General features: G+C 71.4%; 18 protein-coding genes. 9 read left to right on the top strand and 9 right to left on the bottom strand.

The features are described from left to right. Positions 1–228: 228 nt before the first annotated feature. The 3 genes from ABT025_RS19780 to ABT025_RS19770 are packed head-to-tail and all read right to left on the bottom strand — an operon-like array spanning position 229 to position 4,103. The gene (locus ABT025_RS19780) at positions 229–2,613 is read right to left on the bottom strand and encodes a xanthine dehydrogenase family protein molybdopterin-binding subunit (protein WP_350995751.1); all 2,385 of its coding nucleotides are present in this window, start codon (positions 2,611–2,613) and stop codon (positions 229–231) included. 3 nt (positions 2,614–2,616) lie between these two features. Then, a complete protein-coding gene (locus ABT025_RS19775) occupies positions 2,617–3,210 on the bottom strand; it encodes a (2Fe-2S)-binding protein (RefSeq protein ID WP_350995748.1) in 594 nt (197 codons plus the stop codon). Positions 3,211–3,212: 2 nt separating this feature from the next. Next, positions 3,213–4,103, bottom strand: coding sequence for an FAD binding domain-containing protein (locus tag ABT025_RS19770; protein WP_350995745.1), 891 nt, complete (start codon positions 4,101–4,103; stop codon positions 3,213–3,215). Positions 4,104–4,377: 274 nt separating this feature from the next. Between ABT025_RS19770 and ABT025_RS19765 the strand changes: the two genes are divergently transcribed. From ABT025_RS19765 to ABT025_RS19755, 3 genes are all read left to right on the top strand, one after another. Continuing rightward, positions 4,378–6,099: a PucR family transcriptional regulator gene (locus tag ABT025_RS19765; protein WP_350995742.1), complete on the top strand. Its 1,722-nt coding sequence runs from the start codon at positions 4,378–4,380 to the stop codon at positions 6,097–6,099. A 164-nt stretch (positions 6,100–6,263) separates the two neighbouring features. Further along, complete coding sequence (locus tag ABT025_RS19760) at positions 6,264–7,049, top strand: hypothetical protein (protein WP_350995739.1); 786 nt, start codon at positions 6,264–6,266, stop codon at positions 7,047–7,049. 524 nt (positions 7,050–7,573) lie between these two features. After that, positions 7,574–7,717 carry a hypothetical protein gene (locus ABT025_RS19755; RefSeq protein ID WP_350995736.1) on the top strand — a complete coding sequence of 48 codons (144 nt, stop codon included), beginning with the start codon at positions 7,574–7,576 and terminating at the stop codon, positions 7,715–7,717. Between the two features lie 96 nt (positions 7,718–7,813). On the opposite strand, the gene ABT025_RS19750 is transcribed toward ABT025_RS19755, so the two are convergent. After that, entirely contained in the window at positions 7,814–8,575 is a 762-nt protein-coding gene (locus tag ABT025_RS19750; protein ID WP_350995734.1) for a GntR family transcriptional regulator, read from the bottom strand. 146 nt (positions 8,576–8,721) lie between these two features. Between ABT025_RS19750 and ABT025_RS19745 the strand changes: the two genes are divergently transcribed. Beyond that, positions 8,722–9,570 (top strand): (2Fe-2S)-binding protein, encoded by an 849-nt coding sequence (locus tag ABT025_RS19745; protein WP_350995731.1) that lies wholly within the window; start codon positions 8,722–8,724, stop codon positions 9,568–9,570. Positions 9,571–9,832: 262 nt separating this feature from the next. Continuing rightward, positions 9,833–10,912, top strand: a complete 1,080-nt coding sequence (locus ABT025_RS19740) for a DUF2637 domain-containing protein (RefSeq protein WP_350995728.1) — start codon at positions 9,833–9,835, stop codon at positions 10,910–10,912. 51 nt (positions 10,913–10,963) lie between these two features. Here the strand turns inward: ABT025_RS19740 and ABT025_RS19735 are convergent, their stop codons facing one another. Both ABT025_RS19735 and ABT025_RS19730 read right to left on the bottom strand, forming a co-directional pair. Next, the gene (locus ABT025_RS19735; RefSeq protein WP_350995725.1) at positions 10,964–11,362 is read right to left on the bottom strand and encodes an ATP-binding protein; all 399 of its coding nucleotides are present in this window, start codon (positions 11,360–11,362) and stop codon (positions 10,964–10,966) included. A 143-nt stretch (positions 11,363–11,505) separates the two neighbouring features. Continuing rightward, positions 11,506–13,434 carry a serine/threonine-protein kinase gene (locus ABT025_RS19730; protein WP_350995722.1) on the bottom strand — a complete coding sequence of 643 codons (1,929 nt, stop codon included), beginning with the start codon at positions 13,432–13,434 and terminating at the stop codon, positions 11,506–11,508. A 225-nt stretch (positions 13,435–13,659) separates the two neighbouring features. Here ABT025_RS19730 and ABT025_RS19725 point away from each other — a divergent pair, with 225 nt between their 5' ends. The 3 genes from ABT025_RS19725 (at position 13,660) to ABT025_RS19715 (ending at position 15,248) form a co-directional block, all read left to right on the top strand. Further along, on the top strand, positions 13,660–14,250 hold the full coding sequence (locus tag ABT025_RS19725) for a TetR/AcrR family transcriptional regulator (protein ID WP_350995719.1): 591 nt from the start codon (positions 13,660–13,662) through the stop codon (positions 14,248–14,250). Between the two features lie 133 nt (positions 14,251–14,383). After that, positions 14,384–14,776 (top strand): guanyl-specific ribonuclease, encoded by a 393-nt coding sequence (locus ABT025_RS19720; RefSeq protein WP_350995716.1) that lies wholly within the window; start codon positions 14,384–14,386, stop codon positions 14,774–14,776. 82 nt (positions 14,777–14,858) lie between these two features. Continuing rightward, positions 14,859–15,248 carry a barstar family protein gene (locus ABT025_RS19715; RefSeq protein WP_350995713.1) on the top strand — a complete coding sequence of 130 codons (390 nt, stop codon included), beginning with the start codon at positions 14,859–14,861 and terminating at the stop codon, positions 15,246–15,248. Positions 15,249–15,304: 56 nt separating this feature from the next. On the opposite strand, the gene ABT025_RS19710 is transcribed toward ABT025_RS19715, so the two are convergent. Beyond that, positions 15,305–17,689, bottom strand: coding sequence for a M9 family metallopeptidase (locus ABT025_RS19710; RefSeq protein WP_350995710.1), 2,385 nt, complete (start codon positions 17,687–17,689; stop codon positions 15,305–15,307). A gap of 512 nt (positions 17,690–18,201) precedes the next feature. Between ABT025_RS19710 and ABT025_RS19705 the strand changes: the two genes are divergently transcribed. Beyond that, complete coding sequence (locus ABT025_RS19705; protein ID WP_350995707.1) at positions 18,202–18,531, top strand: hypothetical protein; 330 nt, start codon at positions 18,202–18,204, stop codon at positions 18,529–18,531. 347 nt (positions 18,532–18,878) lie between these two features. Here the strand turns inward: ABT025_RS19705 and ABT025_RS19700 are convergent, their stop codons facing one another. Both ABT025_RS19700 and ABT025_RS19695 read right to left on the bottom strand, forming a co-directional pair. Then, positions 18,879–19,601: a GntR family transcriptional regulator gene (locus ABT025_RS19700; RefSeq protein WP_350995704.1), complete on the bottom strand. Its 723-nt coding sequence runs from the start codon at positions 19,599–19,601 to the stop codon at positions 18,879–18,881. 69 nt (positions 19,602–19,670) lie between these two features. Further along, entirely contained in the window at positions 19,671–20,672 is a 1,002-nt protein-coding gene (locus ABT025_RS19695; RefSeq protein ID WP_350995702.1) for a proline racemase family protein, read from the bottom strand. Positions 20,673–20,734: the final 62 nt, after the last annotated feature.

Here is a 20,734-nt window from a genome sequence, read left to right as displayed (position 1 = left end):
GAATGGAGATGCGGGATTTGGGATGAGTACTCCGGCTGCACGACCCGGGGGACGGCCCGAGGCGAACTGTTCGTACGGGATGGGTGGAACGGGAACTGCCACTGCTGTGCCGCAGGGCATCAAGAGCCGCGAGCGGTGCGGAACTTGGGATCACCGGGCGGTGCGGGCGCAGAAAGTGTGACGTTCCCTGGGGCGCGCACCGCCCGGAGAGCTGAGGAGGAACCCGGGTCAGGTGCCGGTGAGGTGCTCGGGCCTGACCGGCGTCCTGTTGAGCTCCAGCCCCGTCGCGTTCCGGATCGCCGCGAGGACGGCCGGGGTCGACGACAGGGTGGGGGCCTCCCCGACGCCACGGAGCCCGTACGGGGCGTGGTCGTCGGCGAGTTCGAGCACGTCGACCGGGATGGTCGGGGTGTCGAGGATGGTGGGCAGCAGGTAGTCCGTGAAGGACGGGTTGCGCACCTTCGCGGTCCTCGGGTCGACGATGATCTCCTCCATGACGGCGATGCCCATGCCCTGGAGCGTGCCGCCCTGGATCTGGCCGACGACGGAGAGCGGGTTGAGCGCCTTGCCGACGTCCTGGGCGCAGGCCAGTTCGATGACCTTGACCAGGCCGAGCTCGGTGTCGACCTCGACGACCGCGCGGTGCGCGGCGAAGGAGTACTGGACATGGCCGTTGCCCTGTCCGGTGCGCAGGTCGAAGGCCTCGGTGGGGCGGTGGCGCCACTCCAGCTCGATGTCGACCGCCTCGTCCTCCAGCACGTCGGCCAGGTCGGCCAGCACCTCGCCGCCGTCGGTGACGACCTTGCGGCCCTCCAGGAGGAGTTCGGCGGTGGCCCAGGCGGGGTGGTACGTACCGAACTTGCGGCGGCCCATCTCCAGGACCTGCTCGCGCACGGCCTCGCAGGAGTTCTTCACCGCGCCGCCGGTGACGTAGGTCTGGCGGGACGCGGACGTGGAGCCGGCCGAGCCGACCCGGGTGTCGGCCGGGTGGATGGTGACCTGGGAGACGCCCAGTTCGGTACGGGCGATCTGGGCGTGCACGGTGACGCCGCCCTGTCCGACCTCCGCCATCGCGGTGTGCACGGTCGCGACGGGTTCGCCGCCGATGACCTCCATGCGCACCCGGGCGGTGGAGTAGTCGTCGAAGCCCTCGGAGAAGCCGACGTTCTTCAGACCGACCGCGTAGCCGACGCCGCGCACGACACCTTCGCCGTGCGTGGTGTTGGAGAGTCCGCCGGGCAGCGCCCGTACGTCGGCGTGCTCACCGGCGCTCTCCCACTGGCGCTCGGGCGGCAGCGGCCTGGCCTTGACCCGGCGCAGCAGTTCGGCGACCGGGGCGGGCGAGTCGACCCGCTGGCCCGTCGGCAGCAGCGTGCCCTGCTCCATGGCGTTGAGCTGCCTGAACTCGACCGGGTCCATGCCCAGTTCGGCCGCGACCTTGTCCATCTGCGCCTCGTACGCGAAGCAGGCCTGGACCGCGCCGAAGCCGCGCATCGCGCCGCACGGCGGGTTGTTGGTGTAGAGGGCGATCGCCTCGATGTCGACGTCCTCGACGACGTACGGGCCGACGGCGAGCGAGGAGGCGTTGCCGACGACGGCCGGGGAGGCGGAGGCGTAGGCGCCGCCGTCCAGCACGATGCGGCACTTCATGTGCGTCAGCTTGCCGTCACGGGTGGCGCCGTGCTCGTACCAGAGCTTGGCGGGGTGCCGGTGGACGTGCCCGAAGAAGGACTCGAAGCGGTTGTAGACCATCTTGACCGGCTTGCCGGTGCGCAGCGCCAGCAGGCAGGCGTGGATCTGCATCGAGATGTCCTCACGGCCGCCGAACGCGCCGCCGACGCCGGAGAGCGTCATGCGGACCTTGTCCTCGGGCAGGCCGAGGACGGGGGCGATCTGGCGGAGGTCGGAGTGCAGCCACTGGGTGGCGACGTACAGATCGACGCCGCCGTCCTCGGCCGGTACGGCCAGGCCGGACTCGGGGCCGAGGAAGGCCTGGTCCTGCATGCCGAAGACGTACTCGCCGCTGACCACGACGTCGGCCCGGGCCTTCGCCGCCTCCGCGTCGCCGCGGACGATGGGCTGGCGGTGGACGATGTTGGGGTGCGGTACGTGCCCGATGTGGTGGTCGTCGCGGCCCTCGTGGATGAGGGGCGCGCCGGGGGCGGTCGCGGAGGCCTCGTCGGTGACGACCGGCAGCTCGCGGTAGTCGATCCTGATCTTCGCGGCGGCACGGCGGGCCGTCTCCGGGTGGTCGGCGGCGACGAGCGCCACCGGTTCGCCGTGGTGGCGGACCCGGCCGTGGGCGAGAACGGGGGTGTCCTGGATCTCCAGGCCGTAGTTCTTCACCGCGGTCGGCAGGTCGTCGTAGGTGAGCACGGCGTAGACGCCGGAGGTGGCGAGCGCCTCGGAGGTGTCGATCGAGACGATCTCGGCGTGCGCGACGGTGGAGCGCAGGGTGTGGCCCCAGAGCATGTCCTCGTGCCACATGTCCGAGGAGTAGGCGAACTCGCCGGTGACCTTCAGGATGCCGTCGGGGCGCAGCGTGGACTCGCCGATGCCGCCCTTGGTCCGGGTGCCCTGGTTGATGTTGGTGGGGGAACCGCTGACGCCCATCGTCTAGACCGTTTCTTCCGCGCGGGCGGCCGCGAGGCGGACCGCGTCGAGGATCTTCTCGTAGCCGGTGCACCGGCAGAGGTTGCCGGAGAGCGCCTCGCGGATGTCCGCGTCGGACGGCTCCGGGGTGCGCTCCAGGAGCTCGTCGGCCGCGACGAGCAGTCCGGGGGTGCAGAAGCCGCACTGGACGGCTCCGGCGTCGATGAACGCCTGCTGGATCGGGGAGAGTTCGCCGGTGTCGCGGGTTTCCTCGGCGGACGGCTTGGCTTTCCATCGCTGCGCCGTGTCGACCGTGACGCCGCAGGCTCCTGAGGCGCAGCCGGTGCCGGGGTGGGCCTCGGAGCGGTGGGCGGCGAAGTCGGCGAGACCTTCGACGGTGACGACGTCGCGGCCCTCGACCTGGCCGGCGGCGACCAGGCAGGAGCAGACGGGCACACCGTCCAGGCGGACCGTGCAGGAGCCGCACTCGCCCTGCTCGCAGGCGTTCTTGGAACCGGGAAGGCCCATCCGCTCACGCAGGACGTACAGGAGGGACTCGCCCTCCCACACGTCGTCGGCCTCGTGCCGGCGGCCGTTGACCGTGAAGTTGACGCGCATGATCAGGCAGCTCCTTCGGTGCTGCGGCCGTTGCCGCGGTACGACTCCCAGGTCCAGCCGAGGGTCCGGCGGGCCATGATCCCGACCGCGTGCCGGCGGTAGCTCGCGGTGCCGCGCACGTCGTCGATCGGGTTGCAGGCCGCCGCGGCGAGCGTGGCGAACTGCTTGGCGATCGAGGGCGTGATGATCGTGCGGCTGTCCCAGAACCCGCCCTCCTCCAGCGCGGCGTTCAGGAAGTCCTCGGCCTCCTTCGCCCGTACGGGTGTCGGGGCGGCGGATCCGATGCCGGTGCGGACCGTGCGGGTCTCGGGGTGCAGGGCCAGGCCGAAGGCGCAGACGGCGATGACCATCGCGTTGCGGGTGCCGACCTTGGAGTACTGCTGCGGCCCGTCGGCCTTCTTGATGTGCACGGCCCGGATCAGCTCGTCCGGCTCCAGGGCGTTGCGCTTGACGCCGGTGTAGAAGTCGTCGATGGGGATCAGTCTGGTTCCGCGGACGGATTCGGCCTCCACCTCGGCACCCGCGGCGAGCAGCGCCGGGTGGGCGTCCCCGGCGGGCGACGCGGTGCCCAGGTTGCCGCCGACGCCGCCGCGGTTGCGGATCTGCGGCGATGCGACGGTGTGCGAGGCGAGCGCCAGACCCGGCAGCTCGGCCCGCAAGTGGTCCATGATCCGGCTGTACGGGACCGAGGCACCGAGCCGTACGCTCTCCCGGCCCACGTCCCACTCGGACAGCTCACCGATGCGGTTCAGGTCCAGAAGGTACTCGGGCCGACGGTGGTCGAAGTTGATCTCGACCATCACATCGGTGCCGCCCGCGATGGGCACAGCCGTCGGGTGCTCGGCCTTGGCGGCGAGCGCCTCCTCCCAGCTGGCGGGGCGAAGGAAGTCCATGGGTGGCTCTCTTCTTCTCAATCGGGTCGTTCGCCGGGAATGTCGTTCGTCGGGCTGGGGACGGCCGGCCCTCTCCTGGTCGTTCCTGTGTTGTTCACGCGGTGTGTGGCCCAGTACACAAGCCCTGCTCCACCTGGTGCAGTCACCGAAACCATGAAGGAGTTGGCTGGTCTCCACGCTCGTCTTGTAGATTCGAACGAATGGCGGGGATCGGTGACCTCACCGCAATACCCAGTTTTCACCCGCACCAACGAATGAGATCGGCGGCGACGAGATGCGGCTGCGCGCACTGCTGGAGACCGACGCGCTGGGCCTGCGGCTGCTCGGCGGCGACGAGGAGCTGGACCGGTCGGTCCGCGGCGTGATGACCACCGACCTGCGGGACCCCAGCCGCTACCTCTCGGGCGGCGAGCTGGTGCTGACCGGGCTGGCGTGGCACCGGGACGCGAAGGACTCGGAGCCGTTCGTACGGATTCTGTCGGGGGCCGGGGTCGCCGGGCTCGCGGCGGGTGAGGCGGAGCTCGGTGCCATCCCGGACGATCTGATCGAGGCGTGCCGCCACCACCGGCTGCCGCTCTTCGCCGTGAACGAGACCGTCGCGTTCGCAACGATCACCGAGCATGTGGTCCGCCAGGTGTCCGGCGAGCGGGCGGGCGACCTGGCCGCGGTGGTGGACCGGCACCGCAGGCTGATGACCTCGGGCCCGGCGGGCGGCGGCCCCGAGGTGGTCCTCGATCTGCTCGGCTCCGACCTCGACCTGCACGCCTGGGTGCTCTCGCCCACCGGCCGGCAGATCGCGGGCGCCGGTGCGCCGCTGTCCGGACCGGCCGGCGCGGAGCTGGCCGGGCTGCATCTGGCCGCGGTGCGCTCCGGCCGCCGCGCCCCGCACCGGGCCACCGTCGACGGGGTGACGTATTCACTCTTTCCCATTCGCAACCATGGCAGGGGCGCTGTGCCGGCCTCCCGCGATGTGCGGGAGTCGGTGCTCTCCGACTGGCTGCTGGCAGTCGAGGCCGACGCGGGTGACTGGTCGGCCGCCCGGCTCGACCTGCTCCAGGGCGTCACCCAGCTGATCGCGGTGGAACGGGACCGGCGCGACGCGGCCCGCACGGTGCGCCGCAGGCTCGCCCAGGAGGTCCTGGAGCTGGTCCAGGCCGGTGCACCGCCGACCGAGATCGCCGCCAGGCTCCGGGTGGCGGCCCCGGTCCTGCTGCCCGGCCTCGGAAGCGCGCCGCACTGGCAGGTGGTGGTGGCCCGGGTGGAGTGGACCGAGGCGGACGCGCCCGGCGGCACCGGCTCCGGGATCGCGGGCGGCCCGGTCGCCCAGGCGCTGCTGGAGGAGATCCTGGTCGACCCGGCCGTGACCGGGCCGGATTCCGCGGACCGGATCGCGGTCGCCCACACGGGTGACGAGGCCATCGCACTCGTACCGCTGCCCGCCCTCTCCGGCGCCCGGCCGGAAGCGGACGAGGCCGGCGAGGAGGCCCCGGCGGACGGCCCCGCGCTGCACGCCGACGCCCTGCTGGCCGCCGTGCGCGCCCCGCTCTCCGCGGGCCTCGCCGACGACGGCCGGCTGACACTGGGTGTCAGCGCCTCCGTGCATTCACCCGAGGGGCTGCGCGGCGCCCTGGAGGAGGCCCGGCACGCCCGCCGGGTGGCGGCGGCCCGTCCGGGACGGGTCTGCGCGGCCGGCCACCACGAGCTGGCCTCGCACGTGCTACTGCTGCCGTTCGTCCCCGACGATGTGCGTCGCGCGTTCACCGCACGGCTGCTCGACCCGCTTCGCGACTACGACCTGCGCCACCGCGCGGAGCTGATCCCGACCCTGGAGGCGTTCCTGGACTGCGACGGTTCATGGACCCGCTGCGCGGCCCGGCTGCACCTCCACGTCAACACGTTGCGCTACCGGATCGGGCGAATCGAGCAGTTGACGGGACGTGACCTTTCGCGGCTCGAGGACAAGCTCGACTTCTTCCTCGCCCTGCGTATGAGCTGACGCCCCGGGGTCCACGGCGGCTATCACAGGCTCCCGTTGATTGTGAAAAGTTTCACCTGACATTGCCTCGACCTCTTGGCCCGGCGTGCCTTTCCGTGCTGTGATGCGGCCAGACTCAACAGCTCGATGGCGCGCTCGGGGAGGGCAATGTGGCGCATACCGCCATGTCTGGTTCCGGAACGACAGCAGATGACGATCCGCCGCTCCAGACAGCGGTATGGCGGCTGCGGTCACGCGCCTGCTGGACGGACGCCGCGGCACTGCTCGAACACGACGCCACCACCGACCCGGCCGCGGCCCTCCAGCGCACGGCGCTGCTGACCGAGCGGTGTCTCTACACCGGGCAGGGCTGGACCGACGCGGAGGACGCGCTGCGCACCGCCGAGGCCATGGCCCACGACGACGCCGAGCGCGGGGCCGCCGCCTGCGAGCGCGGCTATCTGGCGTACGCCTCCACCCTGCTCGGCGTACGGGACCGGGCCGACGAGGCACGGGTGGCGCTGAGCCGCGCCGCGGCGCTGCTCGCCCCGGCCGCCCCGGGCCGCCCACTGCTCGACTTCCGGCGGGGACTGATCGCCCAGAACATCGCCGACTCACCGCAGGCCGCCCGCGCCGCGTACCGCAGGGCCCACGCGGGAGCCACGGCCCAGGGAGACGCGCTGCTGCTCTCCTCCACCTGGCGGCATCTGGCCCTGATCGCCCTGCGCGAGGGCGAGTTGGCGGAGGCCAGGCACGGCTTCGCCGAGTCCCTGCGGATAAGGGAGGAGCTGGGCTACCTGGTCGGGACGGCGCCGGCGCTCATCGCCATGGCGGACGCCGAACCGGAGCCCGAGGCGGCCACCCGGCTGCGTGCCGAGGCGGGCAGGCTCTTCCGGCTGCTCGGCGGCGTACCGACCTGGCTGGCGCCTCACCTCGACCCGCCGGGGCCGGAGACGGCCGGGGCGAACTGAGCGCGGCCGGTCGAGGACCGTCAGGCACGGTCCTCGGCCGGGTCGCCGGGCTTCCAGCCCGCGTCGCTCCACTCGGGGGTAGGCGTCGGACGCGGCGGAGCGGGCGGCGGGTTCGGCCCGCGGTTCGGGTTCTGCGGCACCGCGGCGGTGGGATTCCCGTCCGCCCCGCCGCCGTCGCGCCGGGGCGGCACGACCGGGGATTTCAGCGGTGCCGGCTTCCTCGTCGGGGGCGCTGAGACAGCTGCCGCAGCGGAGGCGGAGGGGGGCGCCGACGCGGACGGGGTCGCGGCAGCCGACGCGGTCGCCGGCGGCGAAGGCGTGGTGGAATCCGCAGGTGTACCCGCGGGGCTCGCGGTCGGGGAGGGCGTCGCGGGAGCCGGCGTCCCAGGAGGCCTTCCGTCGGAACCGCCCGCATCGGAACAGCCTGCCGCCGCCAGCGCCAGTCCCAGCACCACCAGCAGCACGGACGCCCCTCGCGGCCCTCGCTTCCGCATCATCCCCGCCCCCTCGAAAACGATCATGCGATGAGAAGCACAGAGTACCCACAGCGATCCGTGGCGGCGGCGGCCCTGACGGGGGAGATCAGCAGTCAGCGCCGGCTGCGGCCCGGAGGAGAAGCGCCGCTGGTCAGCACGGCCGGCGGCCCGGAGGAGAAGCACCGGCCGTGAGCGCGGGCGGCGGCCCGGACGGGAGAGATCGGCGGTCCCCGGCGGCGGCCCGGACAGGGGGAGGTGAGCAGTGAGCGCCGGCGATCCGGACAGGGGTCAGCGGTCCGCGCCGGTGAAGTGTTCGCGCACCAGTGACTGCACGACGGACAGGTCCTCGGCGATCAGCGCGTCGAGCAGCGCGGCGTGCTCCACCGCGTCGGCGAGGAGGTCGGCCCGGCGGGTGGCCGGGTTGTGCCCCAAGGGCCACTGGGATCGGCGGTGCAGCTCGTCGGCGACCATCACGAGTTGCCGGTTGCCGGAGAGCGCGAGAACCGCCCCGTGGAAGGCCCGGTCCGCCTCCGCGTAGCTCGCCCGGTCGCCGACGGCCGCAGCCGCGACCGTGGCGTCGGCCAGCGGGCGCAGGGCGCACCAGCCGGCCGGCGGGACGGTGCGGGCGAGCCGCAGCATGACGGGGACCTCGATCAGCGCCCGCACCTCGGCCAGCTCGGCCAGCTCGCCCGGCCCGCGCTGGGCGACCCGGAAGCCGCGGTTCGGCACGACCTCGACGGCCCCCTCCACGGCCAGCTGCTGCATCGCCTCGCGCACAGGAGTGGCGGAGACCCCGAAACGGGCACCGAGCGCAGGGGCGGAGTAGACCTGCCCGGGGATCAGCTCGCCGTCGACGAGGGCGGCGCGCAGGGCGTCCAGGATCTGGCCGCGCACTGAGTGCCGCTGCACCACGGCCCGGGGGGCGGGCGGCTCGCTGTGGGTGTGCTCGCCACGGGCCTGCTCGGGCACCCGGAGGGACGAGGAGGCGGTCATGGGCGCGGCGGACGCATGCGGTGTCCACGCGTCCTCACGGGCTCTGCCCTGCTCCACGGAGACCTCCTCGGCCGGTCGCGGGCGCGGCTCGCGTGCACGGCGCCTCGTGTGCACGATAGGCGGAGGAAGCTGCAGTTCAAACATCGATCGCGTCGGGTAAGGTAAGGCTAACCTGCAAACGATCGCGATTCGGTGGTCCCTGCATGACCCTGCCCACTCTGCTCCCCGGCACGACGACCTCGGCTGTCACGGACGCGTACGCGCGCCTGGCCGAGGTCTTTCCCGGGCTGCGCGCCGAGGTGCTCACGGACGGCGAGCCCGCCCCCGGCGGCACCGGCTGGGTGGGCGCCCACGAGCTCGCGGCGGGGGGCGGCGGACTCGACGCCTTCCTCGCCTGGGACGACGCGCAGGTGCTGCGGGACTACGGACAGCAGGCCCGGCCCGACGTGGTCGCCGGCTTCGGACTGCACCGCTACGCCTGGCCGGCCTGCCTGCTGGTGACGGTGCCGTGGTTCCTGCACCGGCGGGTGCCGCGGATCCCGGTCGAGAACGTCGCCTTCCAGCGGGCGCTGGGCCATCTGGCGGTACGGGTGGAGGAATTCGCCTGCCTGCCCGGCGATCCGGCGGCGGAGCTGCCGGGCGCGCGCGTGGTGGCGGACGAGGCCGCGCTGCGCGCAGAGGTGCTCGCGTCCGTGGCCGAACACCTCGGCCCCGTGCTCGACGGCTTCGGCCCGCGGATGCGGCGCGGCAAACGCGCCCTGTGGGGCATGGCGACGGACGAGGTCGTCGAGGGTCTCTGGTACGTCGCCCATCTCCTCGGCGAGGAGCGGCGTGCGATGGCCGAGCTGGAGGCGCTCCTGCCGGGCACCACGAAGCCGTACGTCGGCACGGCGGGCTTCCGGGAGCTGACCGGGCCGGACGGACAGTCGCTGCCCACCCGGGACCGGGCGAGCTGCTGCATGTTCTACACGGTGCGCCCCGAGGACACCTGTGTCACCTGCCCCCGCACCTGCGACGCGGACCGGGTCCGGAAGCTGACGCCCGCCCCCTGATCCGCACCGCCCGGAGGGGTGGCACGGATCAGAAGCCCGCGCCGCCCGCAGTGTGGCGCGATATGAAGATCCACACCGCCCGCACGAGTGACGCGAAATCGAACGCAACTCCTCTCCGACCTACGGGTATTCGACCAGATCGCGGATATCCGTCGACTCCGCCACCCCTTTGGCGTTCTCTTGCCCCGAAACCGCCTGGACCCGAGGCAATCCCCGGCACGATAGTGGCCGAAATGCCCTATCGCGATGCAAGGGATCGTGCATGAGACTGACCGACATATCGCTTGACTGGCTGCTTCCGGCCGCCGTGCTGCTGGCGGGGGTCATGGCGGCGGTTGCGGTGGTCGCGCGCGGCAAGCGCGCCTCTGACACATCCGCGGCCGACGACACCTGGGAACGCAGCGAGGACCGGCGCAGACGCAAGGAGGCGCTGTACGCGACCGCTTCGTACGTTCTGCTGTTCTGCTGCGCCGCGGTCGCGGCAGCGCTCTCCTTCCACGGGCTCGTCGGCTTCGGTACGCAGAATCTCGGCCTCTCCGGAGGCTGGGAGTATCTGGTGCCGTTCGGCCTCGACGGGGCGGCGATGTTCTGCTCCGTGCTCGCTGTCCGCGAGGCCAGCCACGGCGACGCGGCGCTCGGCTCACGGCTGCTGGTGTGGACCTTCGCCGGTGCGGCCGCCTGGTTCAACTGGGTGCACGCGCCGCGCGGCCTGAACCACGCGGGCGCTCCGCACTTCTTCGCGGGGATGTCGCTCTCGGCGGCCGTGCTCTTCGACCGGGCGCTGAAACAGACCCGGGTGGCGGCGCTGCGCGAACAGGGCCTGGTGCCCCGTCCGTTGCCGCAGATCCGGATCGTGCGGTGGCTGCGCGCACCCCGGGAGACCTTCGGCGCCTGGTCGCTGATGCTGCTCGAAGGCGTACGCACGCTGGACGAAGCGGTCGACGAGGTGCGCGAGGACCGCCGGGAGAAGGAACAGAACCGTCTCCGCCGAAGGGACCAGGAGAAGCTGGACCGGGCGCAGATCAAGGCCCTGAACCGGCAGAACCGGGCCTGGGGGCGGGTCGGCCGGGGCGGCGCCCAGGTGGACGTCCAGGCCATCGCCCCCGCGACGGGCTCCGCGCAGTCCGTCGCGGAGCCCGCCATATCCGAGCCGGGTCAGCTGCCCCTGCGACCCCGGCCATCCCTGCAAGCCGTGAACGGCCCGAACTCCGGGGGCGTCCCTGAGCTGGGTGCGACCGATCCAAGAGCGGTCGACCTCACCGCCGAGGACGACACCCAGGCACTGCCCAGGCTCGACTCGCTGGAGCAGAAGCTCAAGGCACTGGAGCAGCAGTTCGGCTGATGTACCGGCCGGCGACTTGCGGAACACGGCCCTGACGATCCGAACGGACCGTCAGGGCCGTTCGCCGTCCAGCTCGAACCAGACCACCTTGCCCAGCGCGTGCGGGCTGATTCCCCAGGAGTCCGCGAGGCTCTCCACCAGGACCAGTCCCCTGCCGTGCGTACCGTCGTCGGCGTTCGGTACGTGCGACACGGGCATGCCCGGGACGAAGTCCCTGACCTCCACGCGAAGCTTCTGCGGCGCGACACTCACGGCGACGACCGCTCCTTCGTCCGTATGGACCAGCGCGTTGGTCACGAGCTCGCTGAGCAGCAGCTCGGCCACCTGCGCAGGCTCCTCCTTCCATCGATATCGCAGTAATTCCCTTACCGCTCCCCGTACTTCCGCGACGGCCGCCAGATCGGCACGGCCGACTCTGCGATGCAGTCGGGCCAAATCCTGACGCCCCATCGTCTCCCCCGCCCACACAGTGAATCGCCCCCTGTCATCGAAGGTGCTCACGCAATGCATGCCCCGCCTACGCGCTGTCACGCTTGCGGATGCGTCACGAGGAGGGTGATTCCGGCGACTCCCCGGCGGCGGTCGTGCCGGCCTCAGGCCCGTTTGTAGTAGTAGCCGTCGGCGTGGGCGGCGCCGACGTTGTGCTGGACGCCACTGCCGTTGAGCGTGAAGTACGACGCGTCGAGCGTCGCGTAGCAGTAGCCGGGGTTGGCGCCGACGAGCTTGGCCGTGCCGACGTTGATCCGGCTGTTGCCGTTCGCCGTGGAGGTCACCTTGGCCTCGTACGGGCAGTTGTTGACCGGGAAGTCGGTCAGGCGCACCACGCCCGACCCGGAAATGGTGATGGTGCCCGGCTGACCCACGTTGTAGGCGTCGCCGTACTTCCAGGTGCCCGCGAACGAGGACGGGACCGTACTCCCGCCCCCCGATCCGCCCGTGGAGCCCGAAGTGCCGCCCGAGCCGGTCGTGGTGGACCCGGAGGTGCCGCCCGAACCGCTCGTGGCGCCCGAGGTGCTGTCCGAACCAACACCGGTCGAACTGGCGCTGTTTGAGCCTCCACTACCCGAACTCCCGCCGCCCGTGGCATCGGTGCCGCCGCCGGAGGAGCCTGCTCCGGAGCCGCCCGCGGCGGACGTACCGCCGCCGTCCGGAACTCCCGCACCGCCGACCGCGCCTCCGGCGGCCCCGCCGCCATCCCCGTCGTCGCCGTCCTTCCCGTCGCCGTCCTTCCTGCCGTCGGCCTGGGGGCTCTTGTCGCTCCGGGGAGGCGTGCTGTGCGGTGCCGACGGCGACCCCGGCACCGAAGGGGCTGTCGCACCACTGGACGGGGACGCGTGGCTGCCGGCATCACTGTCGCCGCCGAACGGCTGCAGAACCGCCAGCGTGCCGCCGCCCCCGCCCAGCACCACGACCAGGGGAACGGACACGATCCACGGGCGGCGTCGCCCGTCCCGCTTGCGCTTCGGCTCGGCCGTCCCGCCGACGGATCCGGCCGCGGAGACGTCCACCGGCGCCCGCAGGTCGACCGTCCCGCGGTCGGCGCCCTCCTGTCGCACCGGCGCCGCCTCCGCGTCCAGGAGCCGCGCGGACTGACGCGCGAGGTGGCCCACCACTCCGGCCGGCAGCCACGACGCCCCCGCGGCAGGGCCCTCACCGCCGCGCTCCGCCAACAGCGTGTCCACCGAAGGACGTTCGGCGACCGACTTGGCGAGCAGGCGGGTGATCAGGGCGCGCAGACCCTCGTCCCGGACCTGATCGATCTCGGGCTCTGCCTCGACGATGTGGTACATCACCGCGTGCTGGTTGCTCACCCCGTTGCCGAACGGAAGGGTGCCGGTCGCCGCGTACGTCAGCACACAGCCGAGGGTGAACACGTCGCTCTTCGGGCCCGCGCTCTCGCCGCGGATCTGCTCCGGAGCCATGAAGCCGGGTGATCCGATCACCATGCCCGTGCTGGTGAGGAGGGAATCGACGGACGTCTCGGCGGCGCGGGCGATGCCGAAGTCGATGACCTTGGGGCCCTCGACCGTGAGCATCACGTTCGAGGGCTTGAGGTCGCGGTGGACGATGCCGGCCGAGTGGATGTCCCTGAGTGCGCGCAGGAGTCCGTCGGCAAGGGCGAGTACGGACGCGGAGGGAAGCGCGCCATGGCCCCGGACCACCTGCTCCAGGGAGAGGCCGGGGACATAGCCCGTCGCCACCCAGGGGTACTCCGCGTCGGGAGCCGCGTCCAGAACGGGCGCGGTGTAGCGCTCGCCCACGCGCCTCGCCGCGTCGACCTCACGGCGAAAGCGGGCCCTGAACTGGGGGTCCGCGACATGCTCCGGGTGCACCACCTTGACCGCGACCGTGCGGCCGCCCTCGGAACGGGCGAGGTAGACCCGGCCCATGCCGCCGGCGCCGAGTCTGCCGAGCAGCAGGTAGGGGCCGATGCGGACCGGGTCGGTCGCGGCCAGGGGCTTGATGCCGCCGTCGAGGTTGTCCTCGGTGTCCTCGTGGTCACCGTCGTGCACGCTGGTCATGTTCGAGTACTCCCCCGTGAGTCCCGCCGCGCAGCCCCGTGGGACCGCGACCGACGCCTGAAATCTCCATGCGCAAGCGTCACTTGGCGCAAAGGTGTTCAGTCTGAGGCACAACACGCAAGGATTGGAACTGCTTCCGGAAATAGTTCTGGAACATTCTTCTACTCTGTTCTCCGCGGGCGCGTCCACGAGGAAACGCCGGATCCGGGAGCTGGGGCGGCATCGATGAGTCCGAAGCAACAACGCGGCGAGGCCACCGCAGCGCACGTACTCGACTGCGCACTGGACATCTACGCGTCGGACGGCGAAGCCGGACTCACTCTGAGCGCGATCACCTCGGCCAGCGGCGTCAGCGCTGGAAGCATCTACCACCACTTCGGCAGCCTCCAGGGCGTGGTGGTCGCTCTCGCGCAGTCCTGGCTGGGCCGCCTCCTGGGCGAACTGGGCGGGGAGCTGATGCGGGCGGAGGACGCCCGCACCGGTGTCCACGCGGTGGTACGTGCCTACCTGCGCTTCATCCAGGTCCACCCGGACGCGGCCCGGCTCATGCACTCGGTCACCGTGGACCGCGAGATCACCGCACGCGCCCGCCAGATCCGCGGCGCGCAGCAGGCCCGGCTGGCCCCTCTCGCGGCCTGGCTGCGCGCCCACCAGGAGGCGGGCCAACTCGTGGACCTCCCCCTGCCCGTGGTGGAATCGCTGATCCTTGGCCCCGTGACGGGCCTCGCGCGCCGCTGGCTCTCGGTCGGCGACATCGACATCGAGGAGGCCTCCCGGACGGTCCCGGAACGTATTTGGCGCTCCGTCAGCCCCTGACACGCGGTGCGCGCTCCGGGCGTGCGCCCACTCGTCCGGAACGCGACGTTTACCTCCCGCTCGGTTAACTTCACAAAAATTCACCCTTGTTGGCGTTGACGGGACCGTATCTACGCGCGTCATCATGGTGGCTATGCGAATCCCCCCACGGATCACCACGCTCGGCGGCATCGCCGCCCTCCTGTCCGTCCTCTTCGTCGGCGGCCCCGTCACAGCGACCGCGACAGCCGCCACCACCTCCGTCGGCAGCATCTGTTACTCCGCGCTGCCGTCCCAGGCCCACGACACCCTCGACCTCATCGACGCCGGCGGGCCCTTCCCGTACGACCAGGACGGCACCGTCTTCCAGAACCGCGAAGGCGTGCTGCCCGGGCAGGGCACCGGCTACTACCACGAGTACACCGTGATCACCCCTGGCTCCCCGACCCGCGGTGCCCGACGCATCGTCACCGGCGAGGAGGTCCAGGAGGACTACTACACCGCCGACCACTACGAGACCTTCGACCTCGTCGACCACGACTGCTGAGCCGCACCCCCGGTCCGGTCCGCGCCGTAGCCCCCCACCTGCGGCGCGGATCACCGGAGCGAGGCACTTGTACGCTTCCCCCATGACCGTGACCTATGTGATCGACGGCTCCGAGGTCACCGGCCCGGAGCGCTTCTGGGACGTGATCGGCGAGGCGGTGAACGGGCCCGGCGGCTATTTCGGCCGTAACCTCGACGCCTTCGCGGACTGCCTGAGCGGCGGGATGGGCACACCGGACGACGGTGACTTCGTCATCGAGTGGCGTGACCACGCGCTGTCGGCGCGCGCGCTGGGCCACGAGGAGACCGCACGGTATCTCCTCGCAGTCGCCGGACGGGCCCATGCGAGCAACCAGGAGCGTCTGCACGCGGAGTCGGCCCGGGCGGCCGAGGGACTCGGCCCCACTCTCTTCGACCGGCTGGTGGAGATCATCCGGGAGCGGACGGGACCGGACACCCTGCGACTGCTCTGAGACCGCTCCGGGCGCCACGGGCGCGGTGATCCGCACGCGTGACGCCCGGTCCGGAATCAGTACCGCGTGGACACGTTCACCGCGCCGAAGTCCTGCACGGCGTACAGGCTGATGTAGTGGGCGCCTTCAGCCGGGTTCTCGACGGTCAGCGTGTGGCTGTTGCCGCTGCCGGTCGCCCGGGATGTGTAAGCACCTGTCGTGGCCCAGCCGTTCGCGTTGTAGTAGAGGTCGGCGTCGCCCGTGCCACCGCTCGTGGTGATCTTCAGCTGGGCGGTGCCGGCAGGCACGTAGACGTACAGATAGGAGTAGTTGCCCCGCGTCGCCTGCTGTCCGCTCCGGGTGCAGTCCTGGCCCAGCTCGCGCACGTCGCCTGCCGTGCACTCGGCCGGCGGTTCGGTCGGCGGGTTGGTGGTGCCGCAGCTGCCGGCCGCGCACGCCGTCAGCCAGGCGTTCCAGTCGGAGTCGTAGCGGCTGCCGATGGTGGAGGTGAGCAGGGTGCGGGCACCGCTCCAGTCACCGCTGCGGTAGAGGCCCAGCAGCCGGTCCACATCCGCTCGGTGCGACTGGAGCATGTAACGGACCGCCAGATAGCCCCAGTTGTAGATGCGCGTCTGGTCGGCGTTCTCGTAGGTGGTGTCGAACAGGGAACTCAGGGGGTAGGTGTGTGAGCCGGCCTGGGTGACGGCGTCGTCGTAGACGACGTCACGGTAGGAGTAGGAGACGTACTCCGCGAAGCCCTCGACCCACCAGATGGTCGGGGTCCTCACACCCGCTTCGAAGTCTCCGGCCATGTCGAACCGGCCGTCGAGGTAGTGCGTGTACTCGTGGTTGAGGTTCCAGATCTGGAAGTCCGGGCGCACCCATTCGGCCTCGTAGGCGATGAACCGCGGCTGGTTGCCGGCCGCCGCCGGGTCACCCTCCAGGTACATGCCGCCGTTGTTGGTGTCGATGCCGTAGATGGCTCCGGCGTAGGTCCGGTAGTCGGTGCTCGAATCGAAGACGACCACCTCGATGGTGGTGTTGTTGTCACCCGCGACGGGTCCGCTGTCCCGGGCCACCTCGTGGAAGTAGGCGTCCTGGCCCCGCAGGCTGGTACAGGCTGACGCGAGGTCGGCCGAGGACATCTGCTGGGCCAGGATGCGGATGCTGTCGCTGCAGGTGTGGTCGACGGGAAGAACGGCGCTCCTGATCCGTGCCGCCAGGTCGCAGGTGCCGTACGCGGCGCAGCCTGCCCGGTCGTAGTAGTCGGTCATCTCGGCCAGTCCGACCCAGAGTGGAGCGGTGGGTCCGGTCAGCGAGCTCCGGCCGAGCAGGTCGATGACAAGCGGACGGGCCTTGGGCCGCAGCGGCTCCTCCTGGAGGAACCGCCCGAGTTCGCGTCCCGCGTTGGAGGTCAGGTACGAACGGTCCGTGCCCAGCAGGGCGAGGTGGTCGCGGGCGAAGCCTGCGAGCGAGTCGAGCAGGCTCGGGTCGGCCTGGACCGCGCTGACGAACGCGGGCAGCTGATGCCCCCGGAAGGTCACGGTGTAGACGTTGTTGACCGCGTTGAGCATGTACCAGGAGCTGTCGTACGAGGAGTTGTAGCCGGCGAGCATCCTCTTGACGATGTACAGGTAGCGGTCGTTCTGCTCGGCGCTGTCGATGAGCGTGACGGCCTCGGCCAGGGTCTCGCCGTTGGCGTCCGTGACGTCGCGCGAGTGTGCCGAGGCGAAGAAGGCGTCGAGCCCACCCTGAATGGCGGTGCGCAGTGGGGCGCCGTAGCCACCGACGGTGCCGGGGTCGTAGTACTGCACGTAGTAACCGGCCCGGAGGAAGAGCACCAGCTGCGGCATTCCGGTGCTGCTGTCACCCGGGTACGCGGCCGATCCGTCGCGCAGGGCATCGGCGACGGCGACCATCTGGGCCTCGCGGAAGGCGAGGTAGCCGTCGTTGCCCTTGACCCCGAAAAGGGTGTTGACGCAGTCGGTCGTCGACGACTTGATCTGCTGGACCAGGGCGCTGCCGGTGCGGCTCGTGAAGTCGGCGACGGAGCACGCGGTGGCCTGGGCGAGTCCGGCCGCCTTCGCGGCGGAGCGGGCCTTCGCCCGCATCGACGGGGCCGGGTGGCTCGGCGCGGCGGCGCGCGGGTCGTCGTAGTCGCGCTTCAGCGCGTCCACCGAAGCGGTCTGCGGGGCCCGGTCGTCGGGCTTCAGGGCTGCGCCGCCTATGTGGCCGGCGTCCTCGACGGGCGCGGTGAGGGCCTGCGCGGCAGGGCCGCCCGGCTCGGGCGCCTCGGGGCCAACGGCCTTGTCCGCGGCGGCCCTCACATGGGCGGCGGCCGGTGTGGAGGGCCGGGGCTCGGCGGCCCGGCTCGGTGCGGCGAGCATGCCGACGCCCAGACAGGCCGCCAGGGCCACGGTGGACAAGCCGGTGAATCTCTGTCGAACCGTTCGGTTCTTCACGTGCCGCCTCCCAGCGGTGGGGTGCCGCGCGACGTTGCGCGGTGTGGGGGATGGTGCGGTCGAGGCCTCGGGCGACCGGGCCCGGCTCATGACATGAGCACGACCTCAAGCGCGACCGTCTGTACAATGGCACATGTCACATGTTCTTCGGAAGGAGCTGTGCGCACATTCATCTGCGCGCCAACTCCCCTCCGTGGCGCCCCGCTTGCGGACAATGGCGGTTCGGCCGAGGAGTTCCGAGTCGAGGCACGAGTCGAGGTTCGAGTCGAGATCGATCGAGATACGAGTCGAGGTTCGACGCACCTTGAGGCAGTGACTGGGGGATGATCCGCTGCGTGACGAAGGATGCGGGCTCGGGTGCGGGCTCGAGTGCGGGCTCGGGCTCGGGTGCGGCTGCGGGTGCGGGTGCCGACGTGGACGAAGTCCGGGATTGGGAGGCACGGTTGGGCTGGGCTTCGAACTCGTAACCGACGATCCCGTCGAACGGTCCGCGGCACTGGTCCGGCTCGGCGATGCCCAGGACCCGGCGTGCCAAGAAGTGGGGCACGAAGCAGAGCCTCGTCCGGGACGTGGCGGCCGCCGACCACGGCCGGACGGTCAAGACGAAGCTCACCGACCTGGTCGAGACCGTCGTTCAGAGGCCTACCGCTGCAAGGACCGCGAGTACGTGCGCGTCGCTCGAGCCGTGGACAGTGAGGATCTGCGCTGCAGGCCGGAAACCGCCGCTCGGTCCGACACCCCACGGGCACGCCGGCTATGTTCTCTGGCTCCTCGACCGCCCCGAGGTGCCCAACACGATCCACGTCCGGCAGAGCTGGATCGCGGCCGGAGCGAGAGAGTGAAGCCGCTCTCCGGTGGCTCTCCGTCCGTGCGGCGCCCTCGATCGCCCCGGAGCCCTGCGCGCTGTCGTGACGGATGCCTCGGCGTCTGTGTCCGTGCCGGCCGAAGGGCTCGTCGAGGGATTCCTCGGCCTCTGGTTCGTACACGGGCTCGGCCGGTGCCGGGGAGCGGCCCGTGGCCAACTCCTGCGACACGCGGGGCCGGAGGCGTGCTGCCGGCGCCCGGGCAGGGAGTGCGCGAGCACCGGCGCCAGGGGCCGGACGGCGGCCGAGAGATTCGGCGAGGACGCGGGCGGGAGGTGGAGGTGGAATGGAGGTGGATTGGAGGTGCGGGCAGCCGCCCGAAGATCTCAGGCCTGGACGGCCGGCGCCTCTTCGTGCGCCTCGCCGGCACGCTCGGCCCCGCCCTGGCTGCCGTCGGCCCACAGGGACCGGACATGGGACATATGGGCGAGCATGCAGGCCTCGGCCCCCGGGGCGTCACCGGCGACCACCAGGTCCAGCAGCTGTACGTGTTCCTGCGCGGAGGCGATCAGCTGCCCGGACTCGGCCAGCCGGTTCAGGCCGAACAGCCTTGAGCGCTTGCGCAGTTCGCCGACCTCCTCGACCAGCCGGCGATTCCCGGCCAGTGCCAGCAGGGCGAGATGGAAGCGACGGTCCGCCTCCAGATAACCCAGGATGTCGTGCCGACGGGCCGCCTCGACGATCTCCAGCGCTACGGGCCGCAGCGCCTCCAACTCCTGGGTGAGGCCCATCCGCGCGATCCTGCCCACGGTGGGTACCTCGATCATGGCGCGGAGTTCGGTGAAGTCGTCGAGGTCCTGCTCGGTCAGTTCGGTGATCCGGAAGCCCTTGTTGCGGACGGCCTCGACCAGGCCCTCACGGGCCAGGTCGAGCATCGCCTCGCGGACGGGCGTCGCTGAAACACCGAACTCCGAGGCGAGCGCGGGCGCGGAGTACACGGTCCCGGGCTTCAGCTCGCCGGAGATGAGTGCCGCCCGCAGTGCGTGCGCCACCTGGTCACGCAGATGCTCCTGCGCCGAGATCACGTTGAGCGACGTCAGGCGGGCCATGTCTGTTCCTCCAGCACCGTGCGGAGCCCAAGAATACAATGTGACGTTGTCCGTTGCGGACTGGGCGGCTCACAACAGGAAGCCCTCGGGGAACGGGTCGGCCGGGTCGAGGAAGTACTGTGCGGTCCCCGTGATCCAGGCGCGGCCGGTGACGGTGGGGACGACTGCGGGCAGCGTTCCCACGGTGGTCTCGGCGACCAGCCTGCCCGTGAACTCCGTACCGATGAAAGACTCGTTGACGAAATCGGCGCCCAGGGCGAGCTCACCCCGCGCGTGGAGCTGGGCCATACGTGCGGAGGTGCCGGTGCCGCACGGCGAACGGTCGAACCAGCCGGGGTGGATGGCCATGGCGTGCCGGGAGCGGACGGCATCCGAGCCGGGGGCGATCAGCTGGACGTGCTTGAGCCCGTGGATGGCGGGGTCGAGCGGGTGGACCGGGCGGTCGGCGGCGTTGACCGCGTCCATCAGGGCGAGCCCGGCGGCCAGCAGCTCGTCCTTGCGGGACCGGTCGAACGGCAGGCCCAGGTCTTCCAGACGGACCATGGCGTAGAAGTTGCCGCCGTACGCGAGGTCGTAGGGCACGGTGCCGTGGCCGGGGACCTTCGCCGTGAGTCCGAGTCCGGCGCTGAAGGCGGGGACGTTGGTCAGGGTGACGGAGGTGGCGACGCCGTCCTCGACCCGGACGTCGACGCTCACCAGCCCGGCGGGAGTGTCCAGCTTCACCGTGGTGACCGGTTCGGTGACCTCCACCATGCCGGTCTCCACCAGGACGGTGGCCACCCCGATGGTGCCGTGCCCGCACATGGGCAGACAGCCGGAGACCTCCATGAACAGGACCCCGAAGTCGGCGTCGGGCCGGGTCGGTGGCTGGAGTACCGCCCCGCTCATGGCCGCGTGGCCGCGCGGCTCGTACATCAGCAGGGTCCGCACCGGGTCCCGGTGCGCCATGAAGAAGGCGCGGCGTTCCGCCATGGTGGCGCCGGGCAGCGTGCCGATGCCGCCGGTGATCACCCGGGTGGGCATGCCTTCGGTGTGCGAGTCGACGGCGTGGAAGACGTGACGCGTGCGCAAGTTTCCCCCTCGGTCGTCCGGCCGGTCCGGTAGGGCGTCCGGCCGGCGGGTCCGGTGTGTGC

This window comes from Streptomyces sp. NPDC002809 (assembly GCF_040295435.1).
GTDB lineage: Bacteria > Actinomycetota > Actinomycetes > Streptomycetales > Streptomycetaceae > Streptomyces.
This window is presented reverse-complemented; position numbering and strand designations above follow the sequence as displayed.

Bases quoted from the DNA above. Each gene is read 5' to 3' on its own strand.
- ABT025_RS19780 (WP_350995751.1), bottom strand. From the start codon at position 2,613: ATGGGCGTCAGCGGTTCCCCCACCAACATCAACCAGGGCACCCGGACC.
- ABT025_RS19775 (WP_350995748.1), bottom strand. From the start codon at position 3,210: ATGCGCGTCAACTTCACGGTCAACGGCCGCCGGCACGAGGCCGACGAC.
- ABT025_RS19770 (WP_350995745.1), bottom strand. From the start codon at position 4,103: ATGGACTTCCTTCGCCCCGCCAGCTGGGAGGAGGCGCTCGCCGCCAAG.
- ABT025_RS19765 (WP_350995742.1), top strand. From the start codon at position 4,378: ATGCGGCTGCGCGCACTGCTGGAGACCGACGCGCTGGGCCTGCGGCTG.
- ABT025_RS19760 (WP_350995739.1), top strand. From the start codon at position 6,264: ATGTCTGGTTCCGGAACGACAGCAGATGACGATCCGCCGCTCCAGACA.
- ABT025_RS19755 (WP_350995736.1), top strand. From the start codon at position 7,574: ATGAGAAGCACAGAGTACCCACAGCGATCCGTGGCGGCGGCGGCCCTG.
- ABT025_RS19745 (WP_350995731.1), top strand. From the start codon at position 8,722: ATGACCCTGCCCACTCTGCTCCCCGGCACGACGACCTCGGCTGTCACG.
- ABT025_RS19740 (WP_350995728.1), top strand. From the start codon at position 9,833: ATGAGACTGACCGACATATCGCTTGACTGGCTGCTTCCGGCCGCCGTG.
- ABT025_RS19735 (WP_350995725.1), bottom strand. From the start codon at position 11,362: ATGGGGCGTCAGGATTTGGCCCGACTGCATCGCAGAGTCGGCCGTGCC.
- ABT025_RS19730 (WP_350995722.1), bottom strand. From the start codon at position 13,434: ATGACCAGCGTGCACGACGGTGACCACGAGGACACCGAGGACAACCTC.
- ABT025_RS19725 (WP_350995719.1), top strand. From the start codon at position 13,660: ATGAGTCCGAAGCAACAACGCGGCGAGGCCACCGCAGCGCACGTACTC.
- ABT025_RS19720 (WP_350995716.1), top strand. From the start codon at position 14,384: ATGCGAATCCCCCCACGGATCACCACGCTCGGCGGCATCGCCGCCCTC.
- ABT025_RS19715 (WP_350995713.1), top strand. From the start codon at position 14,859: ATGACCGTGACCTATGTGATCGACGGCTCCGAGGTCACCGGCCCGGAG.
- ABT025_RS19705 (WP_350995707.1), top strand. From the start codon at position 18,202: ATGCCCAGGACCCGGCGTGCCAAGAAGTGGGGCACGAAGCAGAGCCTC.
- ABT025_RS19700 (WP_350995704.1), bottom strand. From the start codon at position 19,601: ATGGCCCGCCTGACGTCGCTCAACGTGATCTCGGCGCAGGAGCATCTG.